General features: G+C 32.9%; 16 protein-coding genes. 5 read left to right on the top strand and 11 right to left on the bottom strand.

Annotated elements, in window-relative coordinates:
- Positions 1–14 precede the first annotated feature (14 nt).
- The 11 genes from Q8S45_RS01660 to Q8S45_RS01610 all read right to left on the bottom strand — a co-directional run bounded on the left by Q8S45_RS01660 (position 15) and on the right by Q8S45_RS01610 (position 17,929).
- Positions 15–1,712 (bottom strand): hypothetical protein, encoded by a 1,698-nt coding sequence (locus Q8S45_RS01660; protein WP_305600648.1) that lies wholly within the window; start codon positions 1,710–1,712, stop codon positions 15–17.
- Positions 1,713–1,876: 164 nt separating this feature from the next.
- Positions 1,877–3,991 carry a fibronectin type III domain-containing protein gene (locus Q8S45_RS01655; RefSeq protein WP_305600646.1) on the bottom strand — a complete coding sequence of 705 codons (2,115 nt, stop codon included), beginning with the start codon at positions 3,989–3,991 and terminating at the stop codon, positions 1,877–1,879.
- Between the two features lie 108 nt (positions 3,992–4,099).
- A complete protein-coding gene (locus Q8S45_RS01650; RefSeq protein ID WP_305600644.1) occupies positions 4,100–8,986 on the bottom strand; it encodes a hypothetical protein in 4,887 nt (1,628 codons plus the stop codon).
- 12 nt (positions 8,987–8,998) lie between these two features.
- Positions 8,999–9,229, bottom strand: coding sequence for a hypothetical protein (locus tag Q8S45_RS01645; RefSeq protein WP_305600642.1), 231 nt, complete (start codon positions 9,227–9,229; stop codon positions 8,999–9,001).
- Positions 9,230–9,418: 189 nt separating this feature from the next.
- A complete protein-coding gene (locus tag Q8S45_RS01640; protein ID WP_305600640.1) occupies positions 9,419–10,318 on the bottom strand; it encodes a DUF3592 domain-containing protein in 900 nt (299 codons plus the stop codon).
- A gap of 123 nt (positions 10,319–10,441) precedes the next feature.
- On the bottom strand, positions 10,442–13,441 hold the full coding sequence (locus tag Q8S45_RS01635) for a two-component regulator propeller domain-containing protein (protein WP_305600639.1): 3,000 nt from the start codon (positions 13,439–13,441) through the stop codon (positions 10,442–10,444).
- Between the two features lie 2 nt (positions 13,442–13,443).
- Complete coding sequence (locus Q8S45_RS01630; protein ID WP_305600638.1) at positions 13,444–14,196, bottom strand: LytTR family DNA-binding domain-containing protein; 753 nt, start codon at positions 14,194–14,196, stop codon at positions 13,444–13,446.
- 239 nt (positions 14,197–14,435) lie between these two features.
- Positions 14,436–15,758, bottom strand: coding sequence for a trigger factor (tig, locus tag Q8S45_RS01625; RefSeq protein ID WP_305600637.1), 1,323 nt, complete (start codon positions 15,756–15,758; stop codon positions 14,436–14,438).
- A gap of 91 nt (positions 15,759–15,849) precedes the next feature.
- Positions 15,850–16,200, bottom strand: coding sequence for a phage holin family protein (locus tag Q8S45_RS01620; protein WP_305600635.1), 351 nt, complete (start codon positions 16,198–16,200; stop codon positions 15,850–15,852).
- Between the two features lie 75 nt (positions 16,201–16,275).
- Positions 16,276–17,046, bottom strand: a complete 771-nt coding sequence (locus Q8S45_RS01615; protein ID WP_305600633.1) for an alpha/beta fold hydrolase — start codon at positions 17,044–17,046, stop codon at positions 16,276–16,278.
- Positions 17,047–17,206: 160 nt separating this feature from the next.
- A complete protein-coding gene (locus Q8S45_RS01610) occupies positions 17,207–17,929 on the bottom strand; it encodes a pyridoxine 5'-phosphate synthase (RefSeq protein WP_305600631.1) in 723 nt (240 codons plus the stop codon).
- A 100-nt stretch (positions 17,930–18,029) separates the two neighbouring features.
- On the opposite strand from Q8S45_RS01610, the gene Q8S45_RS01605 reads away from it, so the two are divergent.
- The 5 genes from Q8S45_RS01605 (at position 18,030) to bamA (ending at position 23,704) form a co-directional block, all read left to right on the top strand.
- The gene (locus tag Q8S45_RS01605) at positions 18,030–18,698 is read left to right on the top strand and encodes a CBS domain-containing protein (protein ID WP_305600629.1); all 669 of its coding nucleotides are present in this window, start codon (positions 18,030–18,032) and stop codon (positions 18,696–18,698) included.
- A gap of 2 nt (positions 18,699–18,700) precedes the next feature.
- Positions 18,701–19,582 carry an NAD kinase gene (locus tag Q8S45_RS01600; RefSeq protein ID WP_305600627.1) on the top strand — a complete coding sequence of 294 codons (882 nt, stop codon included), beginning with the start codon at positions 18,701–18,703 and terminating at the stop codon, positions 19,580–19,582.
- Between the two features lie 132 nt (positions 19,583–19,714).
- Positions 19,715–20,395, top strand: a complete 681-nt coding sequence (locus tag Q8S45_RS01595) for a DUF6089 family protein (RefSeq protein WP_305600625.1) — start codon at positions 19,715–19,717, stop codon at positions 20,393–20,395.
- Positions 20,395–21,150, top strand: coding sequence for an isoprenyl transferase (locus Q8S45_RS01590; RefSeq protein ID WP_305600624.1), 756 nt, complete (start codon positions 20,395–20,397; stop codon positions 21,148–21,150). The genes Q8S45_RS01595 and Q8S45_RS01590 overlap by 1 nt, the downstream gene beginning before the upstream one ends.
- Positions 21,143–23,704, top strand: coding sequence for an outer membrane protein assembly factor BamA (gene bamA / locus Q8S45_RS01585; RefSeq protein WP_305600622.1), 2,562 nt, complete (start codon positions 21,143–21,145; stop codon positions 23,702–23,704). The genes Q8S45_RS01590 and bamA overlap by 8 nt, the downstream gene beginning before the upstream one ends.
- Positions 23,705–23,738 lie beyond the last annotated feature (34 nt).

Here is a 23,738-nt window from a genome sequence, read left to right as displayed (position 1 = left end):
TATTCGTTAGTTTTTTAAAATTTATAACGCAAACCTGTCCGCATAGTCGTCTCAAAATACTGTGGATTGCCTGAGTAAATTGGAATTAAAGAGTTTCCGGGCAATTCTGTTCCAAATTTGAAAACATTGGCCGTCAACGAAAATTGCCAAGACAATTTTTTATAAATTTCCCACTCATAGCCCGCAGTTGCCAATAAATTTTTATTGGCGGTAAAAGGTTTCATCGTGGTTAAATTGTATTGCACTTGACCTTTTAAGTTAAATTTTTGGTTCACCTTCCATTTCAATCCGCTTGAAGCGGTAAACAAAGAAAGGTCAATTGCAGGTGCTGTATTTTTGAACCACATTAAACTAAAATCCGGACTTATTTTTTTTTCAAAAAATGTTGGAACATAAAGAAGCAATGCTGTTTGTGTATTGTTATGTGTGGTAACAAAAACAATGGTTTCATCATACGTGCTTTGTGTGTAAGTTGCGCTTATCAAGTGGCTCATTTTAGTGTTGCTCCAAGTATAGGAAGGATTTACACTGAGTTCATTGCTTACGCTTTTATATCCTGATAAATCAGGTGCATCATAACCAAAATTATTAAAACTCATATTCAAACTAAGTTTGTCGCTAAATTGCGTAAATACATTCACATTGGCAATAATTTGTCTGGTTTTGTCCGGACCAGAAGTAAGGCTTAAATTTCCAAAACGCTCGCCGACACTGGCAACGACATTCACTTTCTTTTTCCATGCGTTAAACCGCGCATCAATTAAATAATCAATCAGGTCATTGTTCATAAAAGGATATCCCGCGGTAAAATAGCCGGCACCAAAATATTTAAATTTTGTGCCAATTTCCCAATCTTGTCCTTTTTTGGCAAGGCTCAATAAAACTGCATGGTCCATAGAAGAGGAAGTATGGGCGTTGATAAAAGGCTTAAAATCTTCCACCGGCACAGAAGATAACGGCGTATTTAAATTAAGCGTATGAAAACTTTGTCCGAGTTCAATATGATATTTCCATCCGTTTTCTGAATTGGCCGTAGTTAAAAAAGTAACGACCATGTTTTCCTGCGGATCAATAGGCGTTAATGGCGGCGACGTTACGGAATTTCGTTTATCTATAGATTTTACAAAATTGAATCCGGTAAAATAGCTTCCTTCTTTTTCAAGACCAATTTGTGCCATCCATTGGTTGCGTTGATAAGCACCAATAACGCCAGCAGGATTAGGAAGCGTTGGCGCTTCGTAATTGACAGGACTTTGTGATACGCCTTTAAATAATTTTATTCTGAATTTTCCCGGCGATAAATTTACGCCGTAACCAAAAACACCCAAATCTCCTGTACTTAAATCACTGTATTTCAGGGTTTGTGTACCCAACAGAAATTCTGTGGTTCCAATTTTAGGGCGCAAACCAAAATTATTAGCCGGATTTGTTAAAAATTGCCACACATTTTGTTTCGTTCCAGCCGGTGTGATGAAATTGGTTATCATAGGGCTGAAATTAAAATTCATGGGAATTTCCCATTTGCCAATTGAAAAAGTTGGATTGAAGGAATATCGCACTAAATTCCATGGCTTTCTGGCGGAATAAAAATCGGGTACGGCCGGACTTGGATTTTTATCGAGCCCATAACCCTCATACCAAATTCCCATATCGCCTTTTATGGAAAAAGCATATTTCTTTTCTTGGGCGTTTGCTTTAAACGCAAGCAACAAAATAATAATTACTGCCGTTAGTTTGAGTTGCTTCATTTGGTTTTGATTAAAAATTATGTTGCTTAATGATGAAACAGGAATCCTTCATTTTGCATATTTTTTTAAATTCATTAAAAACATAAATAACATTTTTAAATTGAAATTTTCACGCCAACCGTCTTCTGTTATCTAATGATTACCGTATTGCTAATTTTTGACTGGCCGCCATCTTTTGTGAATACTTTAACCGCATAACTGTTTGTTTCTTTGCCAACAGGTTCTTTAAAAAGAAGTTTGGTGGTGTTTTTATACTGAATTAAATTGCCCTTTTTATCTGCTTTATAAATTACAAAATAGGTATTGTCATTCAAGAATTCATATTCCCAAGAAAGTGAAATATCCTTATCGTCCTTTTTAATGACAAGGTTTTTTATAGGTGGCCGTACGCCATTGTCAAATGGTTTTCCAACAACAGGTTTTGCATATTCAGAAAATAAATTGCTGTCGTCTTTTGCGCGCAAAGAATAAAAATAAACGGTAGCCTGCTTTAACTTTTTATCGGTATAGGATGTTAACTTATTGTCCAATTTGCTGAGCAATTCCCAAGGCGCTTCTGCTTTTAATTTTCGATAGAGATATTGTTCCACAACATCTTCACTTTCGCTTAATGCAAAATGCAGTTCTATTTCATTTTGTTTAACAATTACATTTTTGAATACCGGTGTTGTTGGTGGAATTTTATCTGGACGTTTCACTTTTAATATTTCGGAAGATTCTGATTGGTTAAAATTATAATCGAGCGCAATAATTTTATAATAAATATAAGGCGTTAGTGAGTTTAAAGTAACCGTATCCTTAAAAATTATTTGAACTGGCTTAACTATTGAATCGTTTTCACTAAAACCTTCACGTATCAAAGAAAATTCATGTTCATCGCTGTTGGACTTGTACAATCTGTAGCCCATTAAATCTATTTCTTTGTTTAACTCAATGTTTATGGTAACAATGCCCAAAGAATCTATTTTTCCTGAAATAAATTTAGGTTTTACGGGCGGAATTGAATCTGTAATTGTTACAAAAGCAGGTGTTGTAGAACTTATATTTCCGCTGGTGTCAATTGCCTGAATCACATAATAATTGCTTTTTACACTATTAAAAGTTTTATCGGTAAAACTTCTTGTGCTTTTTGACAATAAATTTTGATGCAGAATTTGAAAATTTCCATCATTGGTTTCACCGCGAGCCACTATAAATCCTTTTAAATCACTATCAATTGGATCTGTAATATTCCACTCAATCAATACCTCATCAAATTTTTCATGTTTGGCTTTAATAAGCTGCGGTTTTTTTGGAGGCGTAAGATCTTTAGGCATTGCTTTGGCCGAACCAAAAAGTATTTTTTCCCCAAAAGGATTGTGCCCATAAAAACGGTATTCATACCATTGGTAATTTGTTAAATTTTCATCTTTATAGCCATTGCGATTTGATGTTTCACCCAGCGTGTATACAGGCGTTTCATTCAACGGTTCATATTTTCCGGTTTTGTTGTTTTTTCGTTCAACCAAAGCGCCGGAAACCATATCGTTTTCTTCCCAAAGGAAAGACAGTTCTTTATCGCCTGTTACCGTGTATATTTTTCGTGCTTCTTGCTTTTTATTTACGGAAGTTTCAATATTAAAAGGCAAACCAACCACTTTGTAAGCAGATTTTGGTTCTTTGCTTAATTTAATCCGATACAAGTAATTTTTATCCTTTTGGACGCTTTTATCTGTATATGATAATCCAATGGCTTCGGCTACATCCTTATCTTTAATGGCATTCATCACAAAAATTAAGTATTCAAAATCTTCCTTGCTTTTTTGTTCTTTCATTTCTTTGATACCCTCATCAAAATTGAATTTTCCTCCAGTTTGTTTTTCTATATTGTCAAAAAAGTCTTTTGCAAGGTTTAAGCTGTGCTTTGTTTCTTGGTTTCCTTTTGAAAAAGCGGCAGTCCATTGCGCTTCATCAAAGGGAAAAACTTCAGCAATTTTGATATATTTTAAATCTGCTTCAACAGCTATTCCTTCAGAAATTTCTGCTCTTTCTACCACAAAGCCATTTTTTATGCCAGAGTATAAAATAGATTTCTTGTCGGGAAAAAATCGCATTTCTACCGCATTGTTATCTGGTAAGTAACGCGCAACCATATTGATAATGCTTGTTGGCTGTTCCTCATTGCTTTCTTGTGCATTTATGCTTGAAAAAAACATAAATAGCACCATTGATAGGATCGAATATTTATTTATAGATTTTTTCATCTGTTTAAATTTTATTTTTTAGCGGTAACAGATGGCTGCCTGCCTGCCGGCTGGCAGGTTCGCCATTAATTATTCCTTTGTATATCAAAATTTGTAATGCTCGTTTCATTAGTTGCTTTTAATATTGTTATTAATGACTTTATTAGTGCTAACCAGTTGCATTGGCCCTGTTCTGAAAGTTTTGATTACTGTTTGCGTAACCGGACTTCCATTTGATTTTAGCGCATTTACCCAAACGTTATTTTTAAATTCCTTTAAATTGGCTGTCACAATAATTTTATACCATTTATTTACCTCAAGAGAATTTACGACAGCGGCCGGTTCTGGAGGTAAATTATCATATTCACCGACTTCAGGGGCAGGATAAAAAGTTTGCAATGCAACATTTTTAGACAAACTAACATTGCTGATATTATTAGGCACATTGCTAACCGGCATACTTGCAATTTGCTGAACAGCCGATTGTGGTGTGAGCGGATTATTTTTACTATTTGTGACAGGCGCCACAATAGATTGAGCTTGAATTGCACCAAGTTTTACATACAAATATTCCCCTAAATTATTTTTGCTGAATTTTTTATTGATGGTTGCATATACGCCGGTAGTTTCATTTTTTTCTTGAAGCGTTACCGTAGTCACCAATTTAAATGTTCTGTTGATGATGCTGCCGCTACTTTGCTGTTCGGAAATATCAAATTCCTCATTTAGCGGCAAGCCATATTTTACGGCAATTGGCATGGTTATAGGAAAATTATAAGTGGTGCCGGGATGCACATATTTTATTAGCAGCTGTTCTTGGTCTGCCGCAGCATCTTGTTGCGCAATCGCAGGCCCAGTGCTTGCTGGCTGTGTTGTGTCACCGCTTCCGCAATTATCACCCCAGTCAAAAGTTTTATTAAACGATTGGTTTACAAGATAATTATTTATAATATGCGAGCAAGTATTTGTGATATTACTGCATAAAAGTCCAGTTACTCCATTAATAAGTGTATGTTTTAAATTACCATTAGGCCACTTGTGCGTGCAATATTTATCTGTACATTGGCCGGGGGCAAACGTATGAGCCCTTGCTGTTGAGTGTCCAATTTGTATATTTCCCTGAACGGCACCGGCCACATAAGTTGGTCTTGGAAATTTAGCGTCTAACCAGCCACCTGCTTTTAAATTTGCCAAGTTCCAGGTGTCATTTCCTTTAACCACTTTTGCGGCTGCATCAACATAAAAACCTATATTTCCCCTTGCCCTCCAACCATTTAAACCAATACGTTGTGAAGGATTGGCACAATTTTGTCCAAGGTATTCCATCATACTTAAATTGACTTCTGCTCCTGCAGCCAGTATAAGATTTAAATAGTATCCATTTACAATATGTTCATTAAAATTTTTATCGATTTTTATTCCCACGCCCAAAGCAAAACCTCTTCCGGTAGCAGAATTACCATCTACGCCAGGAAATGAAGGTATGCCCGGATATTGATTCACAACACTGTAATAGCTGTTTCTAAAACCTTCGGTAAAACCATTTACGGGAGCCTTAATGTCATTTCCAAACATTAAATATTCATATAAATTTACACCAAAAATAGTTACAACATTAGTGTCGGTAGGCTCTCCAAACTTAAAAAACCATTTGTTTGTTTTCCCGTTTGTGTCCAAGGTTAATTCTGCCGGGCTTGGTGTGGTGATTGGCGGCGCATTTACAGTAACTGCCGCGTACATATAAAAATGCTTGTCAGGAAAATTATAGTCGGCAATAACACTTCCTTTAATTTGCGCTTTATTTCTGTCTATTAGGGGAAGTAATGGCGCGCCAATATAAAAATCGCCCGTAAAACCAATATTGTACATTCCTTGGCCTGCTGAAAATTGTCCGTTTAACCCAACATCAGCATTAAAGGTTTCAACTTTAGGCGTAGTTCCTATAACGGCAAGCACTTTAAATCCTAAAGAACCTTTTTTAGGCGTAAAGTCATATTTTTTGGTGCTGTTATTAATTGTAGCCAACATATTGTTAGAGGCTCCTCCTCCAAAGCCATAAAAAGCAACTCCCGGTAAAAATGGCAAGCCAGGCTGAAAAATTGCCGCTGCTTCCACACGCCAATATCTGTAGGTTGAGGTATGAAGATAACTGGTGTTTCCAAATTCAGCCAAGGCTGAAATACTCACTTTTGGGGCTTTAAAAGTTGCTTGAAGCGTTCCTTTGAAACCATTTCCAAAAACGGGATCGTCATTTCTGAATTGAATAGTTCCATCAATAGAAACGGCCGGTAAATTAGCATAAACACTGATGTCAGAAATACTGGTTCCAATATATTTTGGTTTAAATTTTCCCAATCCTGAAGCATTTTGATTGTCTTCAATTGCCAATTCAACGGCCAATTTAGATTGCCCTCCCACATCTGTCGACAAATTAAAAATTACGTCGAAATTTAATTTTCCATGAAGTAACTGATTGCCTGTAGTTGTCAATTGCTTAAATCCGATATTGTCTATGGTAACCGGAAAATTTGCCAAGAATTTTTGAGGGCTCGCAAATGACCATGCGCCCGCATTGAAAGTAAATTTATTGCTTGCCAAACTTGAGTCATAATTCATGGCAATCCCTTGAAACCCTAAGTTCATATTTACATTTTTCACCGGCCCTAATTTCACGTTGTTCCAAACAAAATTTCCATTGAGCATTGTATTAAATGTTTTTTTATTTTTATCAACATAGGCAACAATATTTGAGGTTTGGGCAAGCGTCATGACGCCTTTTAACAAATTTGCATAAATTGGACCCGTCGGTTCAATGGTTAATTGAAAATAGCTTGTTTGGGAAGGCAATTGCGCGTTATTGAATAGCGCTATGTATTTTAAAGGATTTTGGATAGAATCTGCTTTGCTTACCGGCAATCCAATTCGGCCTTTAACACTTGCTTCAACAAGTGAACTCGATTCAATTTCCACATGAACCGTATCAATGCTTGCTACCAAATCGGCAACGTTTGCGTTGGGAAACTGAACAACATTGGTGGCTTCCGCAAATAGCGTGATACCGGTATTGTCAATAATCATATTTTGCACTGAAATTTGAGGTTTGCCGCCAGAATGGGTTTGCCAAGTTGCCGGCATTTCCACCACCAGTTCTTTCATATAAAAACCCCTGAATAAGTTAGAGGTTTCTCCATCATAATTTTGCGGAAAAGTGATGCTTGGCGGATTTAAAACATCCGACATATCATAAGACAAACTATCTGCCAAAACCGTCATTCCTTGTGCGGAAACTATTTCAGACTTTTCCAAAGTACCTGTTAAAACCAAATCATTCCATGCAGTGCCTAAAGCAAATAGTTTTGCCTTGGTTTTTGAGATTCCGTCATCAGGAGAAGGCAATAACCAATCTCTCGTAAACTCAGAATGTATTTCGATTCCGAATTGCGAAAATCCATTTTCGCCCCATTCAACAAAACAGCCCGTATTTGAATTTGTGGGTTTTTTAAAGGTGAAATTAATTTTAGGATTTGCAATAATGGTGACATCTTCAACAAGTTCTATTCTATTGGGTGGCATTTTAATATTGCTGGGATGAAATTCAATATTTTTAGCGATAAAACCAACCAATTGAACAGGATTTCCCCAGTCTTGAGGCGTAGTTTTAGAAGTTACCATATTGAATTCAGATTTGTTATTTCTAAAAACCATTTCAGTAATCGCCAATTGATCTCCGTTTGGAAAATTAAGTCCCAAAGGCAATTTCACCGGAGTTGTTACTTCTGTTAAATTATTATAGGGAATTGTTTGATTGATTTTGCTTTCAACCCAAGTTACATGACTTGTAACCATATTATTTAACCAAGGATTGTTTGCCGCAATTTCTAAAGCCCAATCTTGCGGATAAACAGGTGCAGTATCATCAATTTCCGCTGAAATTTTTCCTGTAAGCAATTTTTTATTGGCATCAACAGTAATACTGTCAAATTTAACGCTCACTCGCGCCTTTAGCCAATTTATGAAGGCGGTCCCTTTTCCTGAAAATTTATTGGTGCCGCTAACTTGTGTTGTAATAATGGCAAATTCGCCATTGTAACCGGCATAAATGGTGTCGTTAGCCGCAAGGCTTCCTGTTGGAACCACTACCTCCTCTTCAACAACAGGCTGCGATTTATTAACATTTGGAGCAGCTTTATTTACTGCAAACTGAAAAGGGCTGCTCATTCCTTTATTATCCCCAATTGGGTTTCCTTCCCTGTTCAACGCTTGCACATTCCAAACAAAATCGCAGAGGTATGGTGGCTTGCAAGGATCATCTAAAATATTATTTATGACAATTTGTGTCATATTTTCAACATCTTTGGTAATAATAGGCTGATTAACTTGCATGGCTTGTGTACTTGTTTGTCCTTGCATCATTTGCCAAACTTTTAATCGATACGTTACAGGCTCTTGTGGTTTTGGTATTACGGGCGTCCAACGAAACAACTGTGGTTGCGCGAAGTCACCAGTTGTATAGGAAAGTCCATTTACGGGCGCTAAAGCCTGAGGTGGCTGATAAGATTTACGCTCAGTTTCTTTTATGGTGAATGACTTACAAGCTTCACCAATCAAAACCTGGCCAGCAGCGCCATTGCCATAGAACTTTACACAAAATTCATAAATACCCGGTTTTAAAACACAAGCCTCGCCCAATAAGTTAAGCGCTGTTTCGCCCGACCATACTTTTGCAGGGGAATTAAAATTACTTGCCGGAGCATTGTCAATCGAATAATGACCACAAACGACACCATTGCCTTTTATGGAAACCAAAATACTGCTTTCCTGAACCATCGGCGACACTTTTCCTTGTTCCATTCTGGTTTGTGCAGAAATCATAAGCGGCGGCATTGATTTAGACCATTCGGCAATATTTGCATCCGGATTGGCAGGCAGTGAAATGTTGATACCGGTAATAAGATTGGATTGCGCAAAACCTTGAAAAGAAATTGCCAATAATAGAAGTGCAAGATATTTCTTCATAATTGTTCTGTTTTATTTTATGATTTCACCATTTCTGATTTTTATGGAAGTTTTGTCCTTTAACATTCTGATGGACGATTTTAGCTTTTCTATTTTTTCCGCGGGAACGTTCGGGTCGTTTTCTATATCGGCAATGGCTTCTTCAATTGAGTTGTATTCTTTCACATTAGCATTATCAGCCCCTTTTTTAATAATTAAAAGCGGTGTGGAAACAGATTGCTTCCTTGTAAATAAATGCTTCAAATTTTTTAGAAAATTCCACATGGGAGCTTTGGCTTTTGTATCAAATCTAAATACAAGAATCGGTTATCGCAATAGCTAACAAGCGTACGGCAGGTATTAATAAACTAACGGTAGGTATTTCTAATTTAACGGTAAAAATGTGACAATTAAAAATAAAAAAATGCGATTCTATTACTAATATTCAATAAATTAGAGCTGAATTTTCCCAGTCAGCATTAAATAAAGCAGCCATAGAAAAGCAATCATCACAAAGCCAAAAAAGATAGGAGGTGGCCAAAACTCGTCCCACGTATTTACAACGCCTTGATCAGGATGTTCAGCTGGGTAGATTACTGAAACCAAATCACCGGGTTTTAAGCGGGTTAGCGGTTTTGCCATTGATCTTTTAATAATATGAGAATTGCCAGAAGCGTCTTTATAAGTAACCATAGGAAATATGCCACTCGTAGCTCTGCCATCATTTGTTTTTGAAATTATTCTTTCAAATCTCAATACTTCTCCAACAGTTTTAATTCCATTGGCACGTAAATCAAGCGCACTTGCGGTAAGCAAATAAGTACCAGTGCCACTAACAGGAATCACTATTGACAACAAAAAATAAACGGGGAAACGATATGGATTTAATTGTAAATTGGCAATTAACATAGGTAAAAGATGGAACGGATCATCCAATCTTGGATCCCCGGAAATGAGAATGCCAGAAATCCAAATCAATAAAATGAAAACTGCAAAACCAAATAAAGTAGCCACAATTCCTATTGGAAATTCCTTGAATAACATTATTTGGGCATTTTTTGGATTTGATTGCTCATAAGCCACGGGAACAGTTTTACCAATATATACGGAGGTAGAATTTGAAAAATCCCGACCGCTCACTTTTGTTTTTTCTCCATTTAAGGTTGTAAATTCAAAAATTGGCGCTTTTAGTGAATCCTGCCCAGCTGATCCAGGTGATTTGGCCAATCCAATTACAACTCCTTCAACTTTTTTTCCTGAAATTAATAAGCGCAAGGGATTCCACAAAATGGCTCCCGCAACAAACAACAATAGCATAATGATAAGGCTTAATAGCCAGCCAATCCAATTCATTTTGATAGCTTTTATTCAAATTTAACTATAATATCAATCATTGCAACAGTTAATAATTTTGCGGTAGCACCCAATAAACGAACGGTAGGTTTTGGTAATTTAACGGTAAGTGTGAAAGAAATTTTATCCCTTTTGAATTATTTGATAAAGAGGTGGCGGCAGAGAAATGATAACTTCGGTACCATGTGTATTATTATTTTGGTTGCTTAAATCGTCAATCATAATTGGCTGGGGCAATTCCATTTTTTCGCTCAACAACCGGAGACGTTCTTCAATAATTTCAATGCCTTTTGAAATATGATTCGCTTTTTTATGTTTTCTGGCTTCAATAATTCCAATACCATTGTCGGTAACTTTTATCATTAACGATTTACAAATTTCAGCATCAATTTCTACATTTTCAAAAGAAAAAGAAATGCTCACCATCCCCTTGACACCCGAGTTAATAATGCCATGCCAAAGTGCGTTTTCAACAAAGGGCTGAAGAATCATATTTGGAATCATTATTGCATTTGAATCTATGTCATTCCCTATTATAATCTCATAAGAAAACCTTTCCTGAAATCGGAGCTTCTCCAAATTCAAATAAAGTTTCAGCCGGTTGACTTCTTCGGATAAAAGTATAAATCCGCTTCCGGCGGTTTCCAAATTTTTTCGAATCAATTTAGCCATCATCGCTATATAATCATTGGCTTCTTCATTCCTGTTGCTGTTGATAAGATATTGTACGGAATTAAGGGAATTAAAAATAAAATGCGGATTCATCATGGCCGACAAAGCTTGATGTTTTAGGTCGTTAATTCTCTGATTCAATTTTAGTTTTTTACGTGTTTTACGCTGTTGAATTCTGGCTTGCCAAGCCACCATTAAGCTGGAAACCAGTGCAACAATCAATAACATCAAAAATTTAAACCAAACGGTTTCTGTAAAACGAGGTTTCACTTCAAAGGAAATCTGGGCCGGATTGCTCCAATTTCCATTTTGGGATTTTGCTCTAATGAGAAGATTGTATTTTCCGTTTTTTAGGGAAAGAAAATTAAGAACATCATCGTGCGTTTCTTTCCATTTGCTGTCATCTAATCTATACTGATATCTCACAGAGCCTGAAGAAGAAAAGTTTAGCGCTTTAAAGTTAATGGAAACATTCCGTTGTTCAGGCCCAAAAACCAAATGGTTATAATTTGTGTAAACTGAATCCCCTGCTTTTACGCCCATAATTTTCACTTGGAGCTTTGGAGAAATATCCTTGTCAAATAAATCAATATCCAAAAATGTAATACCTGCACTTGAACCAATTACTAACTGATTTTTTTCCTCATCGTAAAAGAGTGAATAAACTTCATCCGACGGAAGGCCGGTTTGCTTATTAAAATATTTAATTGTGTTGCCATCAACCAAATAAAGACCCTTCATATTTCCAACCCAAATTCTGTTTTTTTTGTCGGAAACAACTGAAGTAGACGATGATAAATCCTGATCCCCAATATTTTCATAGTCTGTAATGGAATTGTTTTTTAGATTATAACGAACAATCCCTTTTTCGCCTGCAACCCAAATGTTGTGGTCATTATCTTGAATAATGGCATTTATTTTCGAATTTAAAATTGAATTGGATTTAAAAAAGGTTTTCTTTAAAGTTAGTTTCCCAGTTTTATCAAGCAAAACTGATGCTTTGCACAAACCATGTCCGGTGCCAATCCAAAGTGTTTTTTCTGAATCCTCAAAAATTTGATTGATTCGGTTTGCACTGCGATCTTCACCAAAAACAAAGACTTGTGATGCTTGGTTTTGATCATCATTAAACTTATTTTGCACTCTTATGTAATTTGTTCTTCCTCCAAACAAGTACAATCCATTGCTTAATTTGCAAAATGAAAGTCCATCAAACAAATGCAATTTTATGTCTTTATAAGAAATAGTGGATGTGTCGTTTTTTACAACTGACCCACAAACATAAAATTCATTATTTAAATTTTTAATGTTATAAATATATTCCGATAAAGTTTTATCATTTTTATTTTTGATCTGGTCGAATTTTCCGTTTTCTAAAATACTTACGCCATTAAAAGTACCCAATAATAATTTTCCCGAACTTACTTTAGCAATAGCATAAACGTTATTATTGTGCAATCCGTCATTTTCATTATAACTTTTTAGGTAAAGATTGTTAATGCAATAAACGCCTTTTCCAAAAGTACTGATCCAAATATTACCTTCCTTATCTTCAAAATATTTATTTACCAACGTATTTTGTAGGTCTAATTTACTTCCAATATCTATTATTTTGTTTGAACCGTTTGGAATCATATAAAAACCCGAATTTCTGTTTGAAAACCAAATATTATTATTTTTATCGCTTAAAATAGCGGTAACCTCATTGTTGCTCGCTAAATCTATTTTATATGTGCCAATTATAGCCTTGTTTTTTAATTGGTAAATTGTTCCTTTTGTGCCGATATAGTAACTCCCGTCATTGCCGTTGGCGAGACAAAAAACTGAAGTTTCGGGCAAACCTTTGATGTTCAATTTTGAAAGTGATTCAACTTTAAAATCATACAAACCCGTTGTAGTTAAAGCCATTAAATCACTATTTGCCAGTTTTTCTAATTTATTGATGTAAACGGGAAAGGCCTTAATAATTTTTGTACTCAGTTTACCCGATGCGGTTTCACTGATTAAATTAATATCACCCCAACCATTATATGCAATAATTTTCTGTTCATTTTTTTTTGAAGTGTCAAATATTAAGTAAGAAATCACCAAACTTTTGCCGTCAATTACACTGCAATAATTTTCAATTTTACCATTTTTTAAAACATTAATTCCCTTTTCAAAATTACCGATGTATAATTCGCCTTTTCTTCCTTCCAAAAGAGAAATAATTGAGTTGGAATTTAAACCATCTTTGGTTCGAAATGTGGCAAAGTGATTGCCGTCAAACTTACTTATTCCATTTGCGGTGGCAAACCACATAAATCCGTCTTTATCTTGAATAATGTCGTAAACGGTGGAAGAAGCCAATCCGTCGGATGAAGTATAATGATAATAAGATGGGGTTTGCGAATGAATATTTGAGAAACAAAAAAGAAAAAATACAGCAAAAATTATATTTTTTTTAAGCATCTCTAAACGGTATTTAGAAATGTTTTTACCCGCTGGATAAATTCTGGTGTTTTTCGGCGAGATATTTCAACTTTACTGCCGTCGGTCATCGTAACAAAGTTTCCGCTAAAGTTCGAATAGTCCTTGATATATTTCAAGTTAATAAGATGGGATTTGTGAATCCGAAAAAAATATTCTTTTGGCAATGATTCTTCGAAATCTTTTAAGGTGCGCGATATTACGGAGTTTTTTTTGTCCTTAGTGAGAATTGTGGTATAACAACCATCAGCTTCCAGACGCAAAATATCGTCGATATTGAGAATGTTAAATCCACGGGAAGCAGAAATAATCAGTTTATTGTTTTCTAAAACAGGTTTGGCACTGTTTTTTTTACCATTTATACACAACAGTTTTTTAACGCACTGTTTGAGTTCTTTGATATTTATTGGTTTTAAGAGATAATCTGCTGCACCAACTTTTACCGCATTGATTCCAAATTCATCATGAGCACTCACAAATACCACCATAAATTTTCGATCTTCAAATTCGTTAAGAAAGTCAAATCCATCAAGTACCGGCATATTAATATCTAGAAAAACAACGTCGGGCGAATGATTTTTTACCAAAGCTATTGCCGAAACAACCGAATCAGCACTTCCCTTAACTTCAATCTCCGGACAGTAATTTTTAATAATCAATTTAAGATTTTCCCTGCCGTGAAGTTCATCATCAACTATGATTGCCGTTAGTTTGTTGATTTCAATTTGTAAAGACATGATGCCATTGATTAATTAGTTACGTATTTAGATTGATTTCTTGTTTAAAATCCTACTATTAAAATGAACCCAATTTAGATCGCGGTTAAAATACAGTTTTTTTTGTTTCCATTTTTATTGTGCACAATTGAATTTAATTCTTGGGAGTTTATTTTGTTAAGATTTCGATAAAACCACATAAAAAAACGCCTTAAAGAAATTCTTCAAGACGTTTTTAATTATAGGGAAATGAAAAACTATTATTTATAAACTTCTTTTACAAATTCTTCGTAGTTAACTTCTTTTTCTTTAAAAGTTATATTCTCTTTATAGAAATTTAGTAATTTCTGACTTACTAACTGGTCTTGTAATCTTTTTGCTTCATCTTGATTACTTAATACACGTTGTACAATATCTTCTAAATCTTTCTCCTCAGGATTTAATTGTCCGTATTGAGCCATTTGAGACTTTACAAAGCCCTTAGCATATTCTTTCAATTCGTCAAAATTAATTTGAATTTCGTTATCTTTCATTACTTTACCCTCAATCAATTGATAACGCAACCCTTTTTCAGATTTTTCAAATTCTTCAGAAGCTTGTTCAGGAGTCATTGGTTTTTCCCCAGCAACAGCCAACCATTTTTTCAAAAATTCAGATGGCAAATCGAATTTTGTGTTTTCAATCAAATATTCAGTAACTGCATTTAATAATTGCTGATCAGCTTGTGTTTGAAATTGCTTCTCAGCATCTTCTTTGATTTTAGCGTTTAATTCTTCTTTGGATTTTACAACTTCAGGTCCAAATATTTTATCGAATAATTCTTGGTTAATTTCAGCTAATTCCGTTACATTAATTTCTTCAATGGTAATTGAAACTTCAATATCTAAACCATGTATTTCATCATGCGAAACACCAAGAGCTCCCATTAATTTATGATCATCATCAAAAAGACCTTTAGTAGAAACCACAACTACATCACCTACTTTTTTGCCAATAAATTTCTTTTGATTGATTTTACCCTTAATGGACTCTAAAGAAATGGTAGATTTTTTATTAATTTCTTTTTCTTCATTCACAAAAGTCCCAGCAATAGTTACACCTTCTTCAACAACATTTTTAGTAACTATTTTACCATAACGTTTTTGAATGTTTTCAACTTCTTTTGCTAAAAGCTCTTTATCTGCAACAATATTATATTTAGTGATTTTCTTTTTAGCATCTAATTTAACATCAAATTGAGGAGCAAGACCTAATTCAAATTCAAATGAATAATTGTCTTCTTCCCATGAAAAATTATCTTGAATTTTAGGTAAAGGATTCCCTAATATATCTAACTTTTCTTCAGTTAAAAATTTATTCAAAGAATCTTGAAGTAATTTATTAACCTCATCTATCATAATAGATTTACCATATTGTTTTTTCACTAAGCCCATAGGTACATGACCCTTTCTAAAACCAGGAATATTTGCTTTTTGACGGTAATCTTGAAGAATTTTGGCTACTTTTTCTTGATAATCTTCCGCTGTAATTTCAACCTTCACTACTGCATTTAACGCATCAATATTTTCTTTTGTAATATTCATCTTATACTTTTTTTACTATAATCATTAAAAATTGGGTGCAAAAGTACTACTTTTTATGTATTTCAACAATATTTAACACACTCAATTTCAACTATTTTTGTTCTTTTTCTTTCAAAAAAGAAAATAATATGGATTGAAACATTGATAATAATATACTGAACAGTAATGCTGTCCAAAATCCAGAAACACTAAAACCAGTTACAAAATAACCTGCTAACATTATAATTACTGCATTTATTACCAGCAAAAATAGTCCCAGTGTTAAAATAGTTGCAGGCAATGTTAAAATTACAAGAATGGGTTGTACTGTTATTCTTAAAAAGCCCAATACAATTGCTACAAACATAGCATTTGTGAAATTGGTTACCTCTACACCTGGTAAATATTTTGCGATTATAACAACTGCAATTGCTGTTAATAACATTCTTAAAACTGTTTTCATTTATTTCTAATTAATTATTAATTGGTTGTTTGTAAAATTTAATCACTTTCTGCAATATTAATAAGGATATTCAACTTACTTATTTGACAAAAAAGACAAAACTTTTTTATGAAATTGGGTTGGATTTTCGGCATGTAACCAATGTCCTGCTTTTTTTATTGTTTCAATTATTGAATTTGAAAAATGAGTTTTAATCAATGGTTCATCTTCTTTAATAATATAATTCGAGTTTTCTCCTTTTAAAAATAACGTTTTCTCATCAAAATAACTAAATGATGCCAACGCTTCACCCACTTCCGAATTATTTTCTGTTAAACTAGTTAAATTAAAACGAAATGCCAATTTACCTTTTGATTCCCAATATAAATTTTTTAACATAAACTGTAAAATTTCTTCTTCTTTTATATAGATTCTTAAAATTTCTTCAACCTTTTGACGTGAATTATGTATTGAAAAATTAACAGCATTTAATGCTGCTAATATTTGTTGATGATGTGGTTTGTAAAACTTAGGGCTAATATCTGCAACTATCAATTTATCCACTATTTCAGGATAGGTTGTGGCAAATAACATTGCAACCTTCCCTCCCATAGAGTGTCCGAGAAGTACAACTTTATTTAATTTATAATGATTAATATAATTGTATAAATCTTCCACTAAAAGTTCATAATCAAATTCATCTGTGTGAAAACTTCGTCCATGATTACGTTGATCAACTAAATGCACTTCAAAATTTTCAGCAAACTGAATTCCCAATGATTTCCAATTATCACTCATTCCAAAATATCCATGAAGAATGATAAAAGGCTGTCCATTTCCAATAATTGTTGAATGTAAAAGTTTCATTTTGAGTTGTGAATTTTGAGCTTTAAGAAGTAAGTTTTAAGAAATGAGTTTTAAGTTTTAAGTCTTAAGTTTTAAGTTTTAAGTTTTAAGAAATAAGTTTAAAATACCATAAAAAATAGATAATTCAACTGCTTTTGCCTATTGCCTTTCTTTTTTGCTTTTAACTTTTAACTTTTAACTTATATTTATACATATTAATTACATTATCTAACCCATAATATAACGATTCGGTTATTAATGCATGTCCGATAGAAACTTCCATTAAATTTGGAATGTTTTGTGCAAAATATTGAATGTTATTCAAACTTAAATCGTGCCCAGCATTAATACCCATTCCTAAGTTTGAAGCCAAAATTGCACTTTCAATATAGGGTTTAATAGCTTCTTTATTACCTAATTCATACTGTGTTGCGTATTCTTCAGTATACAATTCAATCCTATCAGTACCTGTTTTTGCGGCGGCTTCAATAAATTTTAAATTGGTGTCTATAAAAATTGAAGTTCTTATTCCTTTTAATTTAAATTCAGCAATAATTTCTTTTAAAAAATCAAGATTTTTAATAGTATCCCAACCAGAATTAGATGTTATAGCATCAATCCCATCAGGTACCAACGTAACTTGATCTGGCTTAATAGTTAACACCATATCCATAAATTTTTGAATAGGATTTCCTTCAATATTGAATTCGGTAGTTACTACTTTTTTTAAATCGTATGCATCTTGATATCTTATGTGCCGCTCATCTGGTCTTGGATGAATGGTTATTCCTTGCGCTCCAAAATCCTGAATATCACTTGCAACTTTAACCACATTTGGAAAATTACCACCTCTTGCATTCCGTAATGTTGCAATTTTATTTATATTAACACTAAGTTTTATCATTATAAAAAAATTAAATTTTCTAACTCGTTCGCAAATTTACAAACTAAGAATATGTTTTTGGTTTTATTTTTGATTAATTTGCACTACAATTCAATATACAATGGAAGCAACCCCGTACATATTAAATGAATTTAAAGCATTTACTTTAAATAGTTCAATTGATGAAATTCAAGCATTTTTTAATGAAACTACTTATACACATTTTCCAATTTTAAAAAATAAAGAAACTAAACAATTATTAGGTTTAATTGCCAAGGATGACCTTATTGATCTTGAAAATACTAATAAAGAAATCGGAAATCATCAATATTTATTCAACCTATTCTATGCTTCTGATACGCTAAGTTTGGTTGAAATTATAGCAATTTTTTCATCCAACTATTCCAATGTAATTCCTGTAATTAACCACAAAAAAGAATATTTAGGGTACTACGATTTACTTGATATTTTACAAATTTATAATCAAACTCCTTTTTTAAGTACCGAAGGTGTTGTGTTATTAATTGAAAAAGAAATTATAGATTATTCTTTCAGCGAAATTTGTCAGATTATTGAAAGTAATGGTGCTAAAATGTTGGGTGTTTTTGTATTCGAAATCAGTCCAGCCACCGCAAAAATTATGGTAAAATTTAGCACTATGGACGTTAATGAAATAATTCAATCATTCAGACGCTATAATTATAACATAATCACTAATCATAAAGAGGATGCTTTTTTAGAAGAACTAATAGATAGAACTAATTACTTACAAAAATACTTAAATATTTAACCATGAAGGTTGCTATATATGGCCAATATTATAAAATAGAAGATCGACATTATGTCGAAGAATTATTTTCAACTTTTGAAAGTAATGGCATTGATTTTTTTATTGAAAATAATTATTATCAAGAGTTAAAAAAATTTATTAAAGTAACTAGCCCAAAAACTTTTAAAACTCATTTAGATCTTAATGATTCCTTCAATTTCATGATTACTATTGGGGGTGATGGAACTATTTTAAGAGCAGTAACTTTTATTCGAAATTCTAACATCCCAATTGTTGGTATAAATACAGGACGTCTCGGTTTTTTAGCAACGGTGCAAAAAGAAGAAATTAGCCATGTCGTTCAATTATTAATTTCAAACCACTTTTTAATTAGAGAGAGAACTATGTTAAGTGTAATCACTACCCCTAAAATTAAGAAATTGGAAGAATTTAACTTTGCGTTAAACGAAGTTTCCGTTAGCAGAAAAAATACTGCATCTATGATTACTATTGAAACTTTTATTGATGATGAATACTTAACTTCATATTGGGCAGATGGACTAATAATTGCCACTCCAACAGGCTCTACAGGTTATTCTTTAAGCTGTGGAGGTCCCATAATAATCCCAAAATCAAAAAGTTTTGCAATTACACCCATTGCCCCTCATAATTTAAATGCCAGACCTCTTGTAATTCCAGAAGATACTACCATAAAATTAATTGTTAATGGTAGGGAAGATGAATTTTTTCTTTCATTAGACTCTCGAATTATTTCATTAAAAAATGGAACCGAAATTCTCATAAAAAAATCAGATTTTAAATTAAAAATGGTACAAATTAATCATCAAACATTTATAAAAACACTTCGTGAAAAATTATTATGGGGGCAGGATACCCGAAATTAATTAAAGTTAATTTCATTTATTTTGTCAATTTCTACCTACAATAAATTGATTTTTAATGAGTTTATCAAAAAAGGCACATCATAAACTACTATAAACTAATAGATTTATTTATATTTGCACGCTATTTTATTTATGAAAAACTATACTTTTTTTATTGTATATCTTTGTTTTACAGCCTTTTCCAATGCTCAAACATATGAAGTTGGTTTTTTTGTTGGTGGTAGTAACTATATTGGTGATATTGGATCTGAGTATTATATCAATCCTAATAACCTAATGGGCGGTTTAATTTATAAACACAATATAAATCCCCGCTTGGCCTTAAGAGGAACTTTTACCTATGCACAAATTAATGCAGATGATGCTGACGCAACAAATATAGAACGCTATAATAGAGGAATTGGTTTTAATAATAGCATAAAAGAATTGGCTCTTGGTTTAGAGTTTAATTATTTTGAATATGACCTAAACGATTATTCAAAAAAACATACACCCTATTTGCTTTTAGAAATTGCCACATTTAATTACAATGTAGTAAAATCGGAAACCAGTGTAAGAAATTATGAGTACGAGTCTAAAACGTCTTATGCAATTCCATTTGGTATTGGTTATAAAACAAAATTGATGCATCAAGTTGCAATTGCACTTGAAATAAGGGCTCGCTATACTTTTGAAGATGATTTAGATTATAATAATTCAGCTATTAATTCTTTAATTTTTGGAAATCCTAAAAGTAATGATTGGTATATACTAAGTGGTGTTTCTATAGTATATTCTTTTGGTAGACCTCCTTGTTATGCCACCCCTAAATAATGGAAATCTTAAAAACTGAAATAGCAAAAAACAAGGTCCCAAACCATATTGCAATTATTATGGATGGCAATGGACGATGGGCTCAAAGCAAAGGTCAGCCAAGAATTTTTGGACATAAAAACGGTGTAAACTCAGTTCGTGAAGTAATTGAAGGATGTGGAGAAATTGGTATAAACTACCTTACACTATATGCTTTTTCCACTGAAAATTGGAAACGCCCTAAAATTGAAGTTAAAACTTTAATGAGCCTATTAGTTTCTTCACTTAAAAAAGAATTAAAATCACTTCAAAAAAACAATATTAAACTAAATACCATTGGGAATTTAAATGACTTGCCCGAAAAAGCTCAGAAAGAACTATCTGAAGTGATTAAAAAAACGGAAAATAATACGGCATTAACACTTACACTTGCCCTCAGTTACGGCTCTCGAGATGAAATTGTTAATGTTATCAAAAATTTATCAAAAAAAGTTGTTAATAATGAACTTGGTGTTGAAGAAATTAACGAAAATGTTATAAATAATCATTTATATACATTTTCTTTGCCTGATGTTGATTTTTTAATTAGAACCAGCGGCGAAAAAAGAATCAGCAATTTTTTATTATGGCAAATTGCATACGCTGAATTGTATTTTACAGATACTTTTTGGCCAGATTTTAGAAAAGAACATTTATTTAATGCCATATTAGAATATCAAAATAGAGAAAGAAGGTTTGGAAAAACGAGTGAACAAATTGAAAAAATCAATGAATAAAATAAAATTAGCCCTATTACTTTTTGCATTTACATTAACTGGAACGCTTTTAAAAGCTCAGGAAAACACCATAAAAAGCACAAAAGAGATTGAAATTATAAATGATACCATAAAAAAAGATAGCATCAATCCTGTCTCTGGCACTTCCGAATTTATTAAAGAAAAAACCTACGAACTTGGTGGTATGACTGTTAAAGGGCTTCAAAAATTTGAAGAACAAACTGTTATTGTTTTTACCGGTTTAATAGTTGGACAAGAAATTAAACTTCCTGGTGATAAATTAACTTCAGCCATTAAAAAATTATACGAAACAAAGCAATTTAGTAATGTTGAAGTGTATGTTGGAAAAATAGATGGAAATACAGTATATCTCGAATTTGATGTAGAAGAATTACCACAACTTAACAATGTAACTATTTCTGGTGTTAAAAATAATAAAGCTAAAGAGTTGCAAAAAGATGCAGAGCTTAAAAAAGGCACTATGGTTACAGATAACTTAATTGTAACCTCAAAAAATTATTTCAAAAAGAAATATCAAGAAAAAGGTTTTTTAAATTCAAAAGTTACCTTAAACACCAAAAAAGATACTAGTGGAGTTAATATTGTTAATATGCTTGTTCATATTGATAAAGGTGAAAAAGTAAAAATTAAAAACATCACTTTTAGCGGAAACAAAGAAATTCCACAAAAAAAATTAAGAAAAACGCTTAAAAAAACCAAAAAAGCCATGATTGGTAGGTTTTGGAAATCATCTAAATATATTGAAGCCGATTTTAAAGAAGATCTTGAAAATTTAATTGTTTCGTATAGCGAAAAAGGATATCGAGATGCACGCGTATTAGATCATTCTTATTCTTTAAATAGCGATAATACCTTAAATTTAGACATAAAAGTTGACGAAGGGAAAAAATATTTCTTCGGAAATATTAGTTTCTTAGGTAATAGTAAATATACAGATTTACAACTTCAAAGTTTGTTACGAATTGAAAAAGGAGACACCTATAATGGAAAAATTTTAAAAGAAAGAGTTTTGGGAGATGGCAAACCCGACTCTGAAGATATTACAACACTTTACCAAGATAATGGTTATTTATTTTCTAGAATTTTACCTGTAGAAACTAAAATTGTAAACGACTCTATTGATGTTGAAATTAGAATATACGAAGATCAGCCAACGCGCATTAGAAAAGTTACGGTTAACGGAAACGATAGAACTAACGACCACGTTGTTTATCGAGAAATTACAACAAAACCAGGGTATCTTTATAGTAAAAGTGATATTATAAGAACGATAAGAGAAATTGGTCAACTGGGCTTTTTCGATGCTGAAGCTATTTCTCCAGACATTAATCCAAACTATCAAGATAAAACTGTTGATATTGACTATACCGTTGCCGAAAAAGGCTCTAGTCAAATTGAACTGCAAGGTGGTTACGGTGGTGGTTCATTTATTGGGACCCTTGGACTTTCATTTAATAACTTTTCTATCAGAAACATTTGGAACAAAAAAGCTTACAGACCACTTCCAATGGGAGATGGACAGACATTATCTCTACGTTTACAAAAAAGTAGGTATTATACCACGTCAAGTTTTTCGTTTACTGAACCATGGTTAGGAGGTAAAAAACCTCAATCATTATCGTTTTCAATCTATAATTCTAAACAATTTAGATACGATTATTTTACGAATAGAGTTGACAAAGATCAACGTTTAAATATTGTTGGAGCTTCTATAGGATTAGGAAAACGTTTGCGATGGCCAGATAACTATTTTACCCTTTCTCAAGGTATCAGCTATCAATTATACGACCTAAAAGAATACGGAATGCGTATTGGAAATTTAACGTTAAGCGATGGGAATTTAAATAATTTATCGTATAGTATTACCTTGGGTAGAAGTTCAGCTGGGCCTAACCCCATTTTTCCAAAATCAGGTAATGAATTTAGTATAGGAGCAAAATTTACACTTCCATATTCTTTATTTAATGAAAAAGATTATACAAACATAGAATTGGCAGATAAGTATAAATGGTTAGAATATTACAAAGCTAGTTTTAAAGGAAAATGGTACACTAATATTGTTGCAGACTTGGTTTTAATGTCTAATGCTGAATTTGGATTTTTAGGTAATTATAATTCAAAATTAGGTGATTCACCTTTTGAACGCTTTTTTGTTGGAGGAGATGGTATGGCATCCTATCAGTTAGACGGTCGAGAAACAGTAGCATTAAGAGGTTACGAAAACTCTAGATTATCATCTATTGATGGAGGAACAGTTTACAATAAGTTTCAAATGGAATTAAGATACCCCATAACTTTAAAACCTTCAGCATCTATTTATGTGCTTGGGTTTTTAGAAGCAGGTAATTCTTACGACGGTTTTAACAACTTTAATCCATTCCAATTGAAAAGATCTGCAGGATTAGGACTTAGAATTTTTATGCCAGCTTTTGGTTTATTAGGAATTGACTTTGCACATGGATTTGATGCTTTACCGGGAACAACTGTAAAATCAGGATGGCAAACTCACTTTATTATAGGACAACAATTTTAAGCAATTTGAGTTATATTTGTTAGATGGTTTTTTA

The sequence above is a fragment of the Lutibacter sp. genome, assembly GCF_030692605.1.
Lineage (GTDB): Bacteria > Bacteroidota > Bacteroidia > Flavobacteriales > Flavobacteriaceae > Lutibacter.
This window is presented reverse-complemented; position numbering and strand designations above follow the sequence as displayed.